This is a genomic window from Streptomyces griseus, from assembly GCF_001715295.1.
Classification (GTDB): Bacteria; Actinomycetota; Actinomycetes; order Streptomycetales; family Streptomycetaceae; genus Streptomyces; species Streptomyces griseus_G.
This window is the reverse complement of the sequence record NZ_MDKB01000004.1, coordinates 220525-235800: the sequence shown is the minus strand read 5'-3', so window position 1 is coordinate 235800 and position 15276 is coordinate 220525. Positions and strand designations below refer to the sequence as shown.

At 73.2% G+C, this 15276-nt stretch carries 16 protein-coding genes; 10 read left to right on the top strand and 6 right to left on the bottom strand.

From position 1 onward, the window contains the following. Window positions 1-6: 6 nt before the first annotated feature. Window positions 7-867: a 3-hydroxybutyryl-CoA dehydrogenase gene (locus BA175_RS22655; protein WP_079159735.1), complete on the bottom strand. Its 861-nt coding sequence runs from the start codon at window positions 865-867 to the stop codon at window positions 7-9. Window positions 868-1069: 202 nt separating this feature from the next. On the opposite strand from BA175_RS22655, the gene BA175_RS22650 reads away from it, so the two are divergent. Then, window positions 1070-2350, top strand: coding sequence for a glycoside hydrolase family 10 protein (locus tag BA175_RS22650; RefSeq protein WP_069173336.1), 1281 nt, complete (start codon window positions 1070-1072; stop codon window positions 2348-2350). A 46-nt stretch (window positions 2351-2396) separates the two neighbouring features. Here BA175_RS22650 and BA175_RS22645 read toward each other — a convergent pair whose 3' ends face one another. Both BA175_RS22645 and BA175_RS22640 read right to left on the bottom strand, forming a co-directional pair. Next, window positions 2397-2600 carry a DUF1918 domain-containing protein gene (locus tag BA175_RS22645; protein ID WP_069173335.1) on the bottom strand — a complete coding sequence of 68 codons (204 nt, stop codon included), beginning with the start codon at window positions 2598-2600 and terminating at the stop codon, window positions 2397-2399. A 44-nt stretch (window positions 2601-2644) separates the two neighbouring features. Then, window positions 2645-3613, bottom strand: coding sequence for a DMT family transporter (locus BA175_RS22640; protein WP_069173334.1), 969 nt, complete (start codon window positions 3611-3613; stop codon window positions 2645-2647). On the opposite strand from BA175_RS22640, the gene BA175_RS22635 reads away from it, so the two are divergent. From BA175_RS22635 to BA175_RS22620, 4 genes are all read left to right on the top strand, one after another. Beyond that, window positions 3612-5060, top strand: a complete 1449-nt coding sequence (locus tag BA175_RS22635) for a PLP-dependent aminotransferase family protein (RefSeq protein ID WP_069173333.1) — start codon at window positions 3612-3614, stop codon at window positions 5058-5060. The two genes, BA175_RS22640 and BA175_RS22635, sit on opposite strands and share 2 nt — an antisense overlap. A 10-nt stretch (window positions 5061-5070) precedes the next feature. Further along, complete coding sequence (locus tag BA175_RS22630; RefSeq protein WP_069173332.1) at window positions 5071-5508, top strand: GNAT family N-acetyltransferase; 438 nt, start codon at window positions 5071-5073, stop codon at window positions 5506-5508. Window positions 5509-5697: 189 nt separating this feature from the next. Next, complete coding sequence (locus BA175_RS22625) at window positions 5698-6273, top strand: histidine phosphatase family protein (protein WP_069173711.1); 576 nt, start codon at window positions 5698-5700, stop codon at window positions 6271-6273. Window positions 6274-6368: 95 nt separating this feature from the next. Continuing rightward, complete coding sequence (locus BA175_RS22620; protein ID WP_069173331.1) at window positions 6369-7520, top strand: serine hydrolase domain-containing protein; 1152 nt, start codon at window positions 6369-6371, stop codon at window positions 7518-7520. Between the two features lie 96 nt (window positions 7521-7616). On the opposite strand, the gene BA175_RS22615 is transcribed toward BA175_RS22620, so the two are convergent. After that, complete coding sequence (locus BA175_RS22615) at window positions 7617-8408, bottom strand: LysR family substrate-binding domain-containing protein (RefSeq protein ID WP_069173330.1); 792 nt, start codon at window positions 8406-8408, stop codon at window positions 7617-7619. 58 nt (window positions 8409-8466) lie between these two features. Here BA175_RS22615 and BA175_RS22610 point away from each other — a divergent pair, with 58 nt between their 5' ends. Further along, window positions 8467-8868: a DUF5997 family protein gene (locus tag BA175_RS22610; RefSeq protein ID WP_069173710.1), complete on the top strand. Its 402-nt coding sequence runs from the start codon at window positions 8467-8469 to the stop codon at window positions 8866-8868. A gap of 370 nt (window positions 8869-9238) precedes the next feature. Here the strand turns inward: BA175_RS22610 and BA175_RS22605 are convergent, their stop codons facing one another. Together BA175_RS22605 and BA175_RS22600 are read right to left on the bottom strand one after the other, a co-directional pair. Next, window positions 9239-9871, bottom strand: coding sequence for an SRPBCC family protein (locus BA175_RS22605; protein ID WP_069173329.1), 633 nt, complete (start codon window positions 9869-9871; stop codon window positions 9239-9241). Window positions 9872-10140: 269 nt separating this feature from the next. Beyond that, on the bottom strand, window positions 10141-10701 hold the full coding sequence (locus tag BA175_RS22600; protein ID WP_069173709.1) for a cysteine hydrolase family protein: 561 nt from the start codon (window positions 10699-10701) through the stop codon (window positions 10141-10143). Between the two features lie 278 nt (window positions 10702-10979). Between BA175_RS22600 and argC the strand changes: the two genes are divergently transcribed. The 4 genes from argC to BA175_RS22580 are packed head-to-tail and all read left to right on the top strand — an operon-like array spanning window position 10980 to window position 15275. Beyond that, window positions 10980-12008, top strand: a complete 1029-nt coding sequence (gene argC / locus BA175_RS22595; protein WP_069173328.1) for an N-acetyl-gamma-glutamyl-phosphate reductase — start codon at window positions 10980-10982, stop codon at window positions 12006-12008. Then, window positions 12005-13159 (top strand): bifunctional glutamate N-acetyltransferase/amino-acid acetyltransferase ArgJ, encoded by a 1155-nt coding sequence (gene argJ, locus BA175_RS22590; protein WP_069173327.1) that lies wholly within the window; start codon window positions 12005-12007, stop codon window positions 13157-13159. The genes argC and argJ overlap by 4 nt, the downstream gene beginning before the upstream one ends. Then, complete coding sequence (gene argB, locus BA175_RS22585) at window positions 13156-14082, top strand: acetylglutamate kinase (protein WP_069173326.1); 927 nt, start codon at window positions 13156-13158, stop codon at window positions 14080-14082. Before argJ ends, argB begins: the two co-directional genes overlap by 4 nt. Then, the gene (locus tag BA175_RS22580) at window positions 14079-15275 is read left to right on the top strand and encodes an acetylornithine transaminase (protein WP_069173325.1); all 1197 of its coding nucleotides are present in this window, start codon (window positions 14079-14081) and stop codon (window positions 15273-15275) included. The genes argB and BA175_RS22580 overlap by 4 nt, the downstream gene beginning before the upstream one ends. The last annotated feature ends 1 nt before the right edge of the window (window position 15276 follow it).

Sequence of the window (15276 nt, the reverse complement as noted above, 5' to 3'; positions counted from 1 at the left end):
GGGGTTTCAGGCGTACGGGTAGAAGCCCGAGCCGGTCTTGCGGCCGAGGCGGCCCGCGTCGACCATGCGCTGGAGCAGCGGGGGAGCGGCGTACAGGGGCTCCTTGTACTCCGCGTACATCGAGTCGGCGACCGAGGCCACGGTGTCCAGGCCGATCAGGTCGGCGAGCTTCAGCGGCCCCATCGGGTGGGCGCAGCCCATCTCCATCCCGTTGTCGATGTCCTCACGGCTGGCGATGCCCGACTCGAACATCCGGATCGCGGACAGGAGGTACGGGATCAGCAGGGCGTTGACCACGAAGCCGGAGCGGTCCTGGGCGCGGATCGCGTGCTTGCCGAGCACGTCCTCCACCACCGCCTCGGCGCGCTTGACCGTCACGTCCGAGGTGGTCAGCGCGGGGATCAGCTCCACGAGCTTCTGCACCGGCGCCGGGTTGAAGAAGTGGATACCGATGACCTGGTCGGGCCGGGAGGTCGCCACCGCCAGCTTCACCAGCGGGATGGAGGAGGTGTTCGAGGCGAGGATGGCGTCCGGCCGGGTCACCACCTGGTCGAGCACCTGGAAGATCTCGGTCTTCACCTGCTCGTTCTCCACGACGGCCTCGATGACGAGGTCACGGTCGGCGAACGCGCCGAGGTCGGTCGTGAAGCTGAGGCGGCCGAGTGTCCCGTCCCGCTCCTCCTCGGTGATCTTGCCGCGTTCGGCGGCCTTCGAGAGGGAGTTGTGCAGGCGGGTACGCCCTATCTCCAGCGCCTCGCCGGTGGTCTCGGCCACCATGACCTCGAGACCGCTGCGGGCGCACACCTCCGCGATGCCTGCGCCCATTTGGCCACAGCCCACCACTCCGACGCGTGCAATGTCGGCCATAGAGTCCGTCACCTCGTGCCTTTCGCTGATCTCCGTGCGGCAGTATCCGTCTGATTCCGGGGCCCGCCTCGACCCCACGACGTTACTCCGCGATCCGGCCTCCGTGGTCTGCGGGTCGCGGGGCGGTGGTGGGCATGATCCGTGTCACGCGGGGCGGCCGGAACGGACGGACGTGGACACAGTGAGACGAAAGGCGCGATCGATGCGGCGTTGTGGCCGGAGGTCTTTTGTGATGAGCGCGGCGGGGATGCTGGCCGCAGTGGTGACGGCGGGCGACGCCGTCGCCGTGCCCCGGCCGGGCGCCGCCCTGCCCGTGCCGGGTCCCGGCGCGGTGCCAGGGCGGCGGCGGGCGGCGCCGGCGGAGCTGCGGGGCGTATGGATCTCCACCGTGGCCAACGTGGACTGGCCCTCGCGGACCGGCCTGACGGCCGCCGCCCAGCAGGCCGAGCTGACCGCCCATCTGGACCGCGCGGTCGAGCTGCGGCTGAACGCCGTCGTCCTCCAGGTCCGGCCCACCGCGGACGCGCTCTGGCCCTCGCCGTACGAACCGTGGTCGCAGTACCTCACGGGTGTACAGGGCAAGGATCCGGGCTGGGACCCGCTGGGCACGGCGGTGCGCGAGGCGCACGCCCGTGGGCTGGAGCTGCACGCCTGGTTCAACCCGTACCGGGTGGCGAACCACACCGATCCCTCGCGGCTGGTCGCCACGCACCCCGCCAGGCGGCACCCGGAATGGGTGGTGCCCTACGGCGGGAAGCTCTACTACAACCCGGGGCTCCCCGAGGTCCGGGCGTTCGTCCAGAACGCGATGCTCGACGCGGTGAGCCGCTACCCGGTGGACGCGGTCCACTGGGACGACTACTTCTACCCCTACCCGGTCGCGGGCCAGGACTTCGACGACGACGACACGTACGCACTCCACGGTGCCGGCTTCGCGGACAAGGCGTCCTGGCGCCGTGACAACATCGACCGCCTGGTGCGCGAGACGGCCGGACGGATCAAGGACACCAGAAGCGGTGTCCGCTTCGGTATCAGCCCTTCCGGCGTGTGGCGCAACAAGGCGACCGACCCGCTGGGCTCCGACACCCGTGCGGGCGTACAGACCTACGACGACGTGTACGCCGACACCCGTAAGTGGGTCAAGCAGGGGTGGGTGGACTACATCTGTCCCCAGCTCTACTGGCACATCGGCCTCGCGTCGGCCGACTACGCCAAGCTCGTGCCGTGGTGGGCCGAGACCGTCCGGGGCACCGGCGTCGACCTCTACATCGGCGAGGCGCTCTACAAGGCCGGCGACCCCGCCCAGCCCGCCGCCTGGCAGGACCCGGGCGAACTCTCCCGCCACCTCGACCTGGACGCGGACCACCCGGAGGTGGGCGGTCACGTGTTCTTCTCGGCGAAGCAGGTGAAGAGCGACCCCGTCGGGGCCATGGCCCGCGTGGTGGCCGACCACTACGGGGCACGGGTCCGCACCCCGCGGTGAGCGGACGGGTGCGCCGCGGGCCCGGGGCTCGCGGCGCACCCGCGTGCTACGCGTCCCGTTTCTCGGGCGTGGGGTGCTGGACGACGCTGTCGGGGCCGGGGGACCTGATCGACTCGTGCCCGTCCTCGTAGCGCAGACGGTACGGAGGGCTGCCCCCCTCGCCGAGTACTTCGATGATCTCTGCGACCCGGTCGTGCTGACCCACGGTCCTGCCGTGCATCAGCAGCCTGTCGCCCGTGTGTGCCTCCATCGGGAGTGACCTCCTCACGGGTGGCGGTCCGTATATCGACAAGTCTATGGCTGCGCGGCGTCGCCGCCTCCCGGGCGGCCTGACCCCCGGCCGCCCGTTCGCTGGGTGGCCGCGATGCAGAGCAGGACGGCCACGGCCGCCACCGGGGCCGCCGCGGACACCTCCTCGCCGAGTGCGAGGAAGGACCAGGCCAGGGTGAGCAGCGGCTGTGCCAGCTGCAGCTGGCTGGCGCGCGGGACGCCGATCTCCGCCATGCCCCGGTACCACGCGTACAGACCCAGGAAGGTCGATCCGGCGGCCACCCAGACCAGTCCGGCGACTCCGCGCGGGGTGAGGTGCACCGGTTCGAAGGGCAGGGCCACCGCGGCCCCGGCCACCGCGAGCGGCAGGCAGAGGACGAGGGCCCAGCCGATCACCTGCCAGCCCGGCATCACCCGGGCCAGCCTGCCGCCCTCGGTGTAGCCGGCCGCGCAGACCAGCAGCGCACCGAACAGGTACACGTCGCCGCCGGTCAGCGCCCCGCCGCTCTGCTGGACCGTGAAGGCGATGACCACGGCGGCCCCGGCCAGGGCGGCCGCCCAGAAGGCGCGCGGCGGGCGCGAGCCGGTGCGCGCGGCCGCCAGGAGCGCTGTCGTCAGCGGCAGGAGGCCCACCACCACGGCGGCGTGCGAACTGGTCGAGGTCTGCAGCGCCAGCGTGGTCAGCAGCGGGAATCCCACCACCACGCCGCCCGCCACCACGGCGAGGCCGCCCCAGTGGCGGCGGGCGGGCAGCGGCACCCGGCCCGCCAGCAGGGCGCAGCCCGCGATCAGGGCGGCGAGCAGGCTGCGCAGCGCGACGAGGGACCAGGGGCCGAAGCTCTCCAGACCCCACACGGTGGACGGGAAGGTCAGGGAGAAGGCGACGACGCCGAGACCGGCGAGCAGTACGCCGCCACCGGTGCGCCCCGGTATCCGGGGGGCTTCCTCGACCGCTATCGCCGTGTGTGCAGTAGCGCTATCCTGTGCTGTCATGCACGAGCGTAGCAGCGCCTCCGAATTGGCTACTTCCCTCAAGGGGGAACTGAACCGCTACTCACCCGGTGGGAAGCTGCCGTCCAGCCGCGCACTCGTCCAGCGCTTCGGCGTCAGCCCCGTGACCGTCTCCCGGGCCATCGCCCAGCTCGCCGCCGAAGGACTGGTCGTCACCCGGCCCGGCGCCGGGGCTTTCCGGGCCGAGGCGCGCACCGCCCTCCCCGATCCGGGGGACACCTCCTGGCAGGAGGTGTCGCTCAGCAGCGACACCGGACCCGAGGTCGTGCCGCGCACCGTGGACGCCTCGGGTGTCCTCGTCACGCTGGCCGCACCCCCGCCGGGCGTCATCGAGTTCAACGGCGGCTACCTCCACCCCGGCCTCCAGCCCGAGCGGGCCCTGGCCTCCGCCCTCGCCCGAGCCGGCCGCCGGCCGGGCGCGTGGGGCAGGCCGCCCACCTGCGGCCTGCCCGAACTGCGCGCCTGGTTCGCCCGGGAGATCGGCGGCTCCCTCACCGGCTCCGACGTCCTGGTCACGGCGGGCGGGCAGAGCGCCCTGGCCACGGCGCTGCGCGCGCTCGCCCCGCCCGGCGCCCCCGTCCTCGTCGAATCACCCACCTACCCGGGCATGCTGGCCGCCGCCCGCGCCACCGGCCTGCGGCCCGTACCCGTGCCGATGGACGCCGACGGGGTCCGTCCCGACCTGCTGGAGGCCGCGTTCCGCGCCACCGGGGCCAAGGTCTTCGTCTGCCAGCCGCTCTTCCAGAACCCGACGGGCGTCACGCTCGCCGCCGAGCGGCGCGAACGCGTCGTGCGGGCCGCCCGGCAGGTGGGCGCCTTCGTCGTCGAGGACGACTTCGCCCGCCACCTCGTCCACGACGACGCCGGACCCCTGCCCGAACCTCTGGCCGCCCACGACCCGGACGGCGTCGTGATCCATGTGCGCTCCCTCACCAAGATCACCTCCCCCAGCCTCCGCGTCGGCGCGCTGGCCGCCCGCGGGCCCGTCCGCGAACGGCTGCGCGCCATCCAGGTCGTGGACAGCTTCTTCGTGCCGCGGCCACTCCAGGAGGCCGCACTCGAACTCGTCGGCTCCCCGGCCTGGGAGCGCCATCTGCGGGCCGTGGCCGCCGAACTCGGCACCCGTCGCACCGCGATGACCGCAGCCGTACGCACCCGGCTGCCCGAACTCACCCTGGCGTACGTGCCGTCCGGCGGCGGCAGCGTCTGGCTCCGGCTCCCCGGGCCGGGGGCCGAGGAGCCGGCCCTGGTCTCGGCCGCCCTGCGGGCCGGCGTCGCCGTCGCCCCCGGTAGCCCGTACCACTGCGCCGAACCCCCGGCGGGACACCTGCGGTTGAGCTTCGCGGCCGTCTCCGGGCCCGCCGAGATCGCCGAGGGCGTACGCAGGCTGCGCACCGCCTGGGACGAACTGCCGGCGGCCGGGCGATAGCCTCCCGCCCATGACCGACACCCGCACTCCCGCACAGCGGTACGAGATCTCCCCGGACCCGGCCCGTCTGGACGCGGCCCGCATCCACCACTGGCTCTCCACGGACTCCTACTGGGCGTCCGGCCGCACCCGCGAGCATCAGGACCGGGCGATCGCCGGTTCGCTCAACTTCGGTGCGTACGACCTCGCGACGGGCGAACAGGCCGCGTACGCCCGGGCGGTGACGGATCACGCCACCTTCGCCTGGCTCTGCGACGTGTACGTCGACCGTGCCGCCCGGGGGCAGGGCCTGGGCACCCGGCTCGTCACCGCCGTACGCGACCACCTCGCCCCCCTGGGGGTCCGCCGGCTGGTCCTCGCGACGAAGGACGCCCACGGGGTCTACGCGGGCACAGGGTTCGCCCCGCTCGCCGAACCGGACATGTGGATGGCCCTCCACATCGACTGAGAGTCCGTGGGGTGACCGGCGCCCGGACGGCGGACGAGGTTCCGCGTGCGATGTCGGGGCGCCGGAAGCGTGGGGGGCCGGCGGGGGCTCGACCGGAGGGGCACCCGCCGGGGTCCGGATCCGGACAGTCGTACACGCCGCCCGGCCGCCCTCTTGACCGGGGCGGCGTTCGGTTCCACGATCGCGCCCATGAGTGTCAGGGTCTCGCTCGTCGCCGCAGCACGCAGCTCAGCCCTCCTCGCCGAACGATTCGACGACGACCGGCCGCTCGACCCCACCGGCCGGCGCGAGGTGCAGTTCGTCGCGCACGCCCTGGTGCCTCTGGGCGCCGCCGAACTGCGCTACTGCTCACCCACCCCGCGCAGCCGTGCCACCGGGGACGCCCTGGGCTTCGCCCCGCTCACCCAGCCCGCCCTGCGCGACTGCGACATGGGGCGGTGGCGGGGCCTGACCCTGGCGGAGGTGGCCGCCCGCGAACCGGCCTCCGTCGACGCCTGGCTCGCCGACCCCCGCTCCGCCCCGCACGGCGGCGAACCGCTGCTGGCCTTCATCTCCCGGATAGGGGACTGGCTCGACACCCGGCCGGCCCTCGGGGGCTCCGTCGTCGCCGTCGCCGAACCCGCCGTGATCCGCGCCGCCCTCGTCCACGCGCTGCAGGTCCCGCCGTCGGTGTACTGGCGTGTGGACGTCCGTCCCCTCTCCACCCTGACCCTCACCGGTCTTCCCGGCCGCTGGAGCCTCAGCCTCCGGGCGTTCGCCGGCTGACCGGGAAGGGGCCCTGCCGAGGGGTTCCGCGCGCGACGCCTTCCCGCCGATCCGACCAGCCGGTACGGTGCAGTCCCCGAGCCGAGGAGAGAGACGTGCCGCAGATCCACGGCTTCTGCGACGACCGCTTCGCCGCCGTGCGCGACGCGTTCGCGGCGAACTTCGCCGAACGCGACGAACTGGGCGCTGCCGTCACCGTCCTCCTCGACGGCTCACCGGTGGTGGACCTCTGGGGCGGCTGGGCCGACAGCGCGCGTACCCGCCCATGGGAGCGGGACACCGTGGTCAACGTCTGGTCCACGACCAAGGGCCCGACCGCGCTGTGCGCACACATCCTCGCCGACCGGGGCCTCCTGGACCTGGACGCCCCCGTCTCGGCGTACTGGCCCGAGTTCGCCGCCGCCGGCAAGGAGTCCGTCCGCGTACGCCACCTGCTCTCGCACCGGTCGGGCGTCGCGGGACTGCGCCGGGCGCACACGCTGGCCGAGCTCTACGACTGGGAGCTGACCACGGCCCGCCTCGCGGCGACCGAACCCTGGTGGGAGCCCGGCACCCGCTCCGGATACCACGCCATCTCCTTCGGGTTCCTGATCGGCGAGGTCGTCCGCCGGATCACCGGCCTGCTGCCCGGCGAGTTCCTGCGGCAGGAGATCACCGGACCGCTCGGCATCGACTTCACCGTCGGCCTCCCGGAGGAGCACGCCGGCCGGGTCGCCGAACTCGTCCGGCCCGGCACCGTCGCCCGTACCCAGGCCACGATCTTCGCCCGGATGGAGCCGGTGGCCATCGCCTCCCTGCTCAACCCCGCGACCGGGACCGCCGCTGCCAGCACCCCCGCGTGGCGGGCCGCCGAGATCCCCGCCGCGAACGGCCACGGCACCGCCCGCGCGGTCGCCGCCCTCTACGGCATCGTCGCCGGACGCGGCAGCCTGGACGGCCGGCGCGTCCTCTCCGAAGAGGCCGCGGAACGGGTCCGCGAGGGGCAGGGCAGCTGCCGGGACCTGGTGCTGGGCACCGGCTTCACCCACGACACCGAGCTGGGCCTCGGGCTCTGGCTGAGCGGTCCCCACGCCTCGTACGGCCCCAACCCGCGCGCCGTGGGGCACGACGGCGCCGGCGGTTCCTGCGGGCTCGCCGACCCGGAGGCCGGCCTCGCGCTCGGATACGTCATGAACCGCATGGGCCCGCACATCGCGGACGACCCGCGCAAGATGGCACTGGTCGAGGCGGTGTACGGGGCCCTATGAGCCCGTGCGGTACCCGGCCGGAGGCATCGGCGGGCCGACCGGCCGGTGCGCACGGCAGCCCGCGGCCGGTCCCTGCGGGCCCGTTCGCCCGGCCCGCTACGGGCGGCGGCGGGGCTTTCCGCGCTTCGCGCCGCCTTTGGTGTTCTTCGCGCCGCTCCTGGGGCTCTTCGCGCCGCCCGAGCCGCCGCGGGAGGTCTGGCCCGCCGCCGGTTTGCGGGGGGTACCGCTCTTCTTGTCAGCGGCCTTGGCCTTGCTCCTGGGCTGCGGAGGCGTCGGCGGCCGGCCCCGGGTGCTGTTGACGGTACGGCCGCGGACGATCCCGATGAACTCCTCCACCAGGTCGGTTGTCCGCTCCTCCGGCCACGACAGCGCGATCCGCGACTCGGGGGCGCCTGTCAGGGGCCGGTAGGTGAGGTCCTTGCGGTGGTGCAGACGGGCCAGCGACTGCGGGACGACGAGCAGTCCCACCCCCGCCGCGACCAGCTCGACGGCGTCCGCCGTCGTGGCGGGCCGTTCGAAGGCGGGCAGGCCGGGCGGGTGCTCCCAGTCGAGGCTGTCGTCGAGGGGGTGCAGCACGACCTCCTCGGCGAGGTCCTCGGCCGACATCTCCTCGACGGCCGTGGCGACGTGGTCCTTGGGGATCACGACCACGGTCGTCTCGGTGTACAGCGGGATGGCGCTGAGATCCGTCCGGTCGACGGGCAGCCGCACGAAACCGGCGTCGGCGCCGCCGTCACGCAGCAGACCGGCCGCCTCCGCGGCGGGCACGCCGACGAGGGTCAGAGGGGTGCCGGGCAGTCGCTCGTTCCAGATTCGCACCCACTTGGTCGGGGTCACGCCCGGGACGTAGGCGAGCCGGAACGAAGGGGGTACTTCCGAGCCTGTCACCCCGCCAGGTTACCGGCCGTGGTCGGAGGCGTCGTACGTGGTGGATACCCTGGGCTTCATGACGTCGCACCAGACCACCCAGACGATGAAGCCCGCCACCGCGGCGAAGAAGCTGGGTGTGTACCTCGAAGCCACCCCCGCCGAGTTCCAGGAAGGCGTCGTCTCGCGCGCCGAGCTGAACGCGCTGCAGTCCGACCCGCCCGAGTGGCTGCAGGAACTGCGCCGCAACGGCCCGCACCCCCGGCCCGTGGTCGCCTCGAAGCTGGGCGTCTCCATCGCCGGGCTCGCCCGCGGCGGGGTCACGGAGCCGCTCACGACCGAGCAGATCGACGAACTGAAGAAGGAAAGCCCGGAGTGGCTCCAGAAGGAGCGCGCCACCCAGGCCGATGTCCGCAAGGAGGCCGCGCGGATCAAGGAGCGCGACGCGGCCCGTGCTCAGGACTCCGGACGCCGCTCCTGACCCGCGTCCTCCGGGGACGGTGAGCTGTGCCGGCCGTCCCGCACGGCCCGTGCGGGACGGCTGTCCCCCGGAGGTGTACGCCCTGAGCGGAGGACGGACCGGGCGGCGGCCGCGGCCGACCGGACAGGGGCCTGCGACCTTCGCGGAGAGGATCCCTCCCGGCAGAGGTCGGGCCTCCCGTGCGACCCCTCACAGCGAGCGCCCGCCCCGCTCCCGCCCCGGTGCCTGCGCCGGTTGCCGGACCGCCGGTCATCCGCACGACCATCGATGCCGGGTCAGCCGCCGCCATGCGCCCCTCCGCCCGTACGACAGCCGTGGTCGGTACGGGGCATACCGTTCCCCGCAGACGTGACCCGGGGAACGCAGGCGCTCACGTCTGCGTGTAGAAGCCGATCGTCGCCGCCGTGGTGGCCGCCACGACCTCCGCGTCCGCACCCGACGCGGCGTACGCGGCACCCCACGCCTCTCCCGAGAGCGTCACGAAATCCTTCGCCTCGGGGGAGGCCGGCCAGTCCGCCCCCGCCTCCACGTCGCTCGCGGCGCCGGAGAGGTGCCTGCTGAGCCCCAGGAGCATCAGGTCCCAGCCGACCCCGGCCGCCCCGGGGCCGAACTGCCGCCAGAATTCCTCGGGCACCTCGGAGGCATGCTCGAGTTCGAGGACCGTGCGGCCTGCGCCGTCCGGCGCCAGCCGCAGTTCCACCTCGCTGAACCCGGGGTCAGGCCCGGCCAGCCAGCTGACCCGCAGCCGCTCCGGCGCCACGCACGCCAGGATCTCGCCCTCGGCGCTCCCCTCGATCCGGTACCGCCCACCGGCCCGGAGATCCCCGTCCACCGGGAGGAACCACGTGCGCAGCCGCTCGGGAGAGGTCACCGCGTCCCAGACCTCGGCGACCTCCGCGTCGAAGACGCGCCGCGCCAGCACGGTGCGAACCGGGCCGGCGGCCCCACGCCGCTCGCCGGTCTCCCGGTGGACGCGGTAGATCTCGTCCGCGATGTCACTCATCGCCGCTCATTCCCTCCGGGGGCCCGTGCCCGCGTTCGCCCCGCGCGAGCTCTGTGTCGCGTAGGTCCGGGCGGGGTTCCGCGCTGTTCCCGGCACGGTCCGCAGCCCGAAGGCCTCACCCCACCACTCTGCCACCTGTGACCCGCGCGGGGTCCGCAACCGGCCCGCCGGCCCGGGCGGCCGGGTGGCCGGGTGGCCGGGCGGACCGGTGCGCGATCCGGCCGGCCCCGGGTGTGCGTCGTGGCCGCCGACGGGCGCGACGCGGGGCGTCAGGAGGCGCCGCCGAGGACGACGTCCGCGCTCGCGACCGCCTCAGCCGTCCGTCCCGGAGCCGTCTGGTACGTCCAGTACAGGTTCGTGTGCGCGATGACCTGGTCCGGCGGCGGCGCGCCCCATGCCGTTCTGTCGCCCGTCGTGTGGGCGTCGCTGACCAGGGTCGCGTCGTACCCCCTGGTGAACGCACCGTGCAGGGTCGAGCGGATGCAGGCGTCCGTCTCCGCGCCGACGACGACGAGCCGTCCGACACCGAGTTCCGAGAGCACGGTCTCCAGAGTGGTGTCCTCGAAGGAGTCGCCGTAGCTCTTCTCGACGAGCGGCTCGGCGTCCACGGGAGTGAGCTCCGGCACGATCCGCCAGTCGTCGCTCCCCCGAGTGAGTTCCTCGTCGGAGTGCCGGACCCAGATCACCGGGATCCGCTCCTGCCGCGCCCGCTCGACGAGGCCGGCGATGTTCGAGACGACCGCGTCGCGCCGGTGGCCCTCCTCGACGACGCCCTTCTGCACGTCGACGACCAGGAGGGCGGTGTTCGGCCGGTTGTCCAATGTGGTCATGATCATCTCCTGCTCGCGCCGGGCCGTTTCCACGCACGGTAGCCCCGCCCACCGACAGGGGGCCGGTCGGCGCCGCCGCCCCGTCCCGCAGCATCCGCGCGGGTGGGCAGGGCGGGCCTCCGCCCGGTCTGCGGCCGCGGCTCTCACCGAGCCGGTCGAGCCGGTCGAGCGCTCGTGGGCCGGGTCGGCGCGCAGTCGTACCCGGGTGCCCCGGAACCCGAGTCTTTGCATAAAAGTGCGTAGCTGCGTATAGTCATGCCATCGACGAGGAGGTTTCGATGGTGGTACGAGCGGCCGTGGCCGGAGCGAGCGGATACGCGGGCGGGGAGCTGCTGCGTCTGCTGCTGACGCACCCCCTCGTCGAGATCGGCGCGCTCACCGCCCACTCCAACGCGGGCCAGGAACTCGGCGCGGTGCAGCCGCACCTGAGGCCGCTCGCGGATCGGGTGCTGCTGCCGACCACGGCCGAGGTGCTCGCCGGGCACGACGTCGTCTTCCTCGCCCTGCCGCACGGGCAGTCCGCCGCCGTCGCCGAGCAGCTCGGTGACGAGGTGCTCGTCGTCGACATGGGCGCCGACTTCCGGCTGGCGGACGCCGCCGACTGGGAGAGGTTCTACGGCTCGCCGCACGCCGGCACCTGGCCCTACGGCCTGCCCGAACTACCCGGGGCCCGCGCGGCCCTGGAGGGCTGCAAGCGCATCGCCGTGCCCGGCTGCTACCCGACCGCCGTCTCGCTCGCGCTGTTCCCGGCGTACGCCGCCGGCCTCGCCGAACCCGACGCCGTCGTCGTCGCCGCCTCCGGTACGTCCGGCGCGGGCAAGGCGGCCAAGCCGCACCTGCTCGGCTCCGAGGTGATGGGCAACATGTCCCCGTACGGCGTCGGGGGAGTGCACCGGCACACCCCAGAGATGATCCAGAACCTCAGCGCCGCGGCCGGTGAGCCCGTCACGGTCTCCTTCACGCCGACCCTGGCGCCCATGCCGCGCGGCATCCTCGCCACCTGCAACGTGAAGGCGAGGCCCGGAGTGGACGCCGGGGTGCTGCGCGCGGTCTACGAGAAGGCGTTCGCGGACGAGCCGTTCGTCGACCTGCTGCCCCAGGGGCAGTGGCCCGCGACCGCGGCCGTGTACGGGTCCAACGCCGTCCAGGTCCAGGTCGCGTACGACGAGGCGGCCCGCCGGATCGTGGTGATCAGCGCCATCGACAACCTCGCCAAGGGCACCGCCGGAGGCGCCCTGCAGAGCATGAACATCGCCCTCGGGCTTCCCGAGGACACAGGTCTTTCCACGATCGGAGTCGCACCGTGAGCGTCACGGCAGCCAAGGGATTCACGGCGGCGGGCATCGCCGCCGGAATCAAGGAGAGCGGTAACCCGGACCTGGCCCTCGTGGTCAACGACGGGCCCCGCCGCGCCGCGGCCGGCGTCTTCACCTCCAACCGCGTCAAGGCCGCACCCGTCCTGTGGACGGAGCAGGTGCTCAAGGGGGGCGAGGTCACCGCCGTCGTCCTCAACTCCGGTGGCGCCAACGCCTGCACGGGTCCTCAGGGTTTCCAGGACACGCACGCCACGGCCGAGAAGGCCGCCGAGGTCCTCACCGGCCACAGCGCCGGCGAGATCGCGGTCGCCTCCACCGGGCTGATCGGCGTGCTCCTGCCCATGGACAAGCTGCTGCCCGGCATCGAGAAGGCCGCCGCGGCCCTGAGCGAGCACGGTGGCGAGAAGGCCGCCCTCGCGATCAAGACCACCGACACGGTCCACAAGACGGCCGTGGCCGACGGTGGGGGATGGACCGTCGGCGGCATGGCCAAGGGTGCCGGCATGCTCGCCCCGGGCCTCGCCACGATGCTGGTCGTCCTCACCACCGATGCCGACGTCGACGCGCCCACTCTCGACACCGCGCTGCGCGCCGCCACCCGCACCACCTTCGACCGGGTCGACTCCGACGGCTGCATGTCCACCAACGACACCGTGCTGCTGCTCGCCTCCGGGGCCAGCGGAATCACCCCCGGCGAGGCCGAGTTCGGCCGGGCCGTGCACAGCGTCTGCGCCGACCTGGCCCGACAGCTGATCGGTGACGCCGAGGGGGCCTCCAAGGACATCCGGATCGAGGTCGTCAACGCGGCCACCGAGGACGACGCCGTCGAGGTCGGTCGGAGCATCGCGCGCAACAACCTCCTCAAGTGCGCCATCCACGGTGAGGACCCCAACTGGGGCCGGGTCCTCTCCGCGATCGGCACCACGAAGGCCGCCTTCGAACCCGACCGGCTCAACGTCGTCATCAACGACGTCTGGGTGTGCAGGAACGGCAGCGTCGGCGAGGACCGCGACCTGGTCGACATGCGCTACCGCGAGGTCAGGATCACCGCCGACCTCGCGGCGGGGACGGAATCGGCCGTCATCTGGGCCAACGACCTCACCGCCGAGTACGTCCACGAGAACAGCGCGTACAGCTCATGAGCGCGGCGAGGAAGCACACCGCGCTGCCCAAGGCCCAGATCCTCATCGAGGCGCTGCCCTGGCTGACCCGCCACAACGGCAGGACCGTCGTCATCAAGTTCGGCGGCAACGCCATGATCGACGAGGAGCTGAAGGCCGCCTTCGCCCAAGACGTGGTCTTCCTGCGGCACGCCGGCCTGAAGCCCGTCGTCGTGCACGGCGGAGGCCCGCAGATCAGTGCCCAGCTCGACAAGCAGGGTCTCGTCAGCGAGTTCAAGGCGGGGCTGCGCGTCACCACACCGGAGGCCATGGACGTCGTCCGCATGGTGCTGGCGGGCCAGGTGCAGCGTGAACTCGTCGGCCTGCTGAACCAGCACGGTCCGCTCGCCGTCGGCATGACGGGCGAGGACGCCCACACCATCACCGCCACCCAGCACCGCCCGGTGATCGACGGCGAGTCCGTCGACATCGGCCGGGTCGGGGAGATCACCTCGATCGACACCGGAGCCATCCAGGCCCTGCTGGACGACGGCCGGATCCCGGTCGTCTCCTCCATCGCCCGCTCCGCCGAGGACAACCACGTCTACAACGTCAACGCCGACACCGCGGCCGCCGCCCTCGCCGCCGCGCTGAACGCCGAGACGCTGATGGTCCTCACCGACGTGGAGGGCCTGTACGAGGACTGGCCGAACAGCGACGACGTGATCAGCCGCCTCACCGCCACCGAGCTGGAGAAGCTTCTGCCCGACCTCTCCAGCGGCATGGTGCCCAAGATGCAGGGGTGTCTGCACGCCGTCCGCAACGGCGTCGAGACCGCCCGGGTCATCGACGGCCGCGTCCAGCACTCGATCCTGCTGGAGATCTTCACCGACGAGGGGATCGGCACGATGGTCGTGCCCGACCCGGCACCCGCCACCGCGGACGACGCCGAGGGGGAGTCATGAGCAACGAGGGGTTCACCCGGCGCTGGCAGGGCGCGCTGATGGACAACTACGGCACCCCGCAGCTTCCCCTGGTACGCGGCGCGGGCGCCCGCGTGTGGGACGCGGAGGGCACCGAGTACCTCGACTTCGTCGGCGGTATCGCGGTCAACGCGCTCGGTCACGCCCACCCCGCCGTGGTCGAGGCCGTCGCCACACAGATCGCCTCCCTCGGCCATGTCTCCAACCTCTACACCGCCGAGCCGCCCATCGCGCTCGCCGAACGGCTCCTCCAGCTCTTCGGCCGGAAGGGCAGGGTCTACTTCTGCAACTCCGGCGCCGAGGCCAACGAAGCCGCGTTCAAGATCGGCCGGCTGACCGGGCGCACGCACATGGTCGCCACGGACGGCGGTTTCCACGGCCGGACCATGGGCGCCCTCGCCCTGACGGGCCAGCCCGCGAAGCGCGAGGCGTTCCTGCCACTGCCCGGCGACGTCACGCACGTGCCGTACGGCGACACCGAGGCCCTCCGGGCCGCGGTCACGACCGATACCGCCCTCCTGGTCATCGAGCCCGTGCAGGGTGAGAACGGCGTCGTCGTCCCGCCGAAGGGCTACCTGGAGGCCGCCCGGGAGATCACCCGTGCCACCGGCACCCTGCTCGTCCTGGACGAGGTCCAGACCGGGATCGGGCGCTGCGGCCACTGGTTCGAGCACCAGGCCCACCAAGGGGTCGAGCCGGACGTCGTCACGCTCGCCAAGGGTCTCGGCGGCGGACTGCCCATCGGCGCCACCGTCGCGTTCGGTGCGGCGGCCGACCTGCTGAAGCCGGGGCAGCACGGTACGACGTTCGGCGGCAACCCCGTCGCCTGCGCCGCCGGGCTCGCCGTCCTGGACACCCTCGCCGCCGACGGCGCCCTGGACCGGGTGAAGCGGATCGGCGAGAAGATCAGGAACGGCGTCGAGGGCCTCGGGCACCCCCTGGTCTCCCACGTCCGCGGCTCCGGACTGCTGCTGGGTATCGTGCTCACCGGACCCCTCGCACCGCAGGTGCAGCAGGCGGCTCAGGGAGCCGGACTCCTGGTCAACGCGCCCGCCCCCGATGTCGTCCGGCTCATGCCGCCGCTGATCATCGGTGACGCGGAGGCGGACGCGTTCCTGCGGGTCCTTCCGGGAGCCCTCGACGCGGCTTACGGGGACGGACGAACCGGAGAATGAG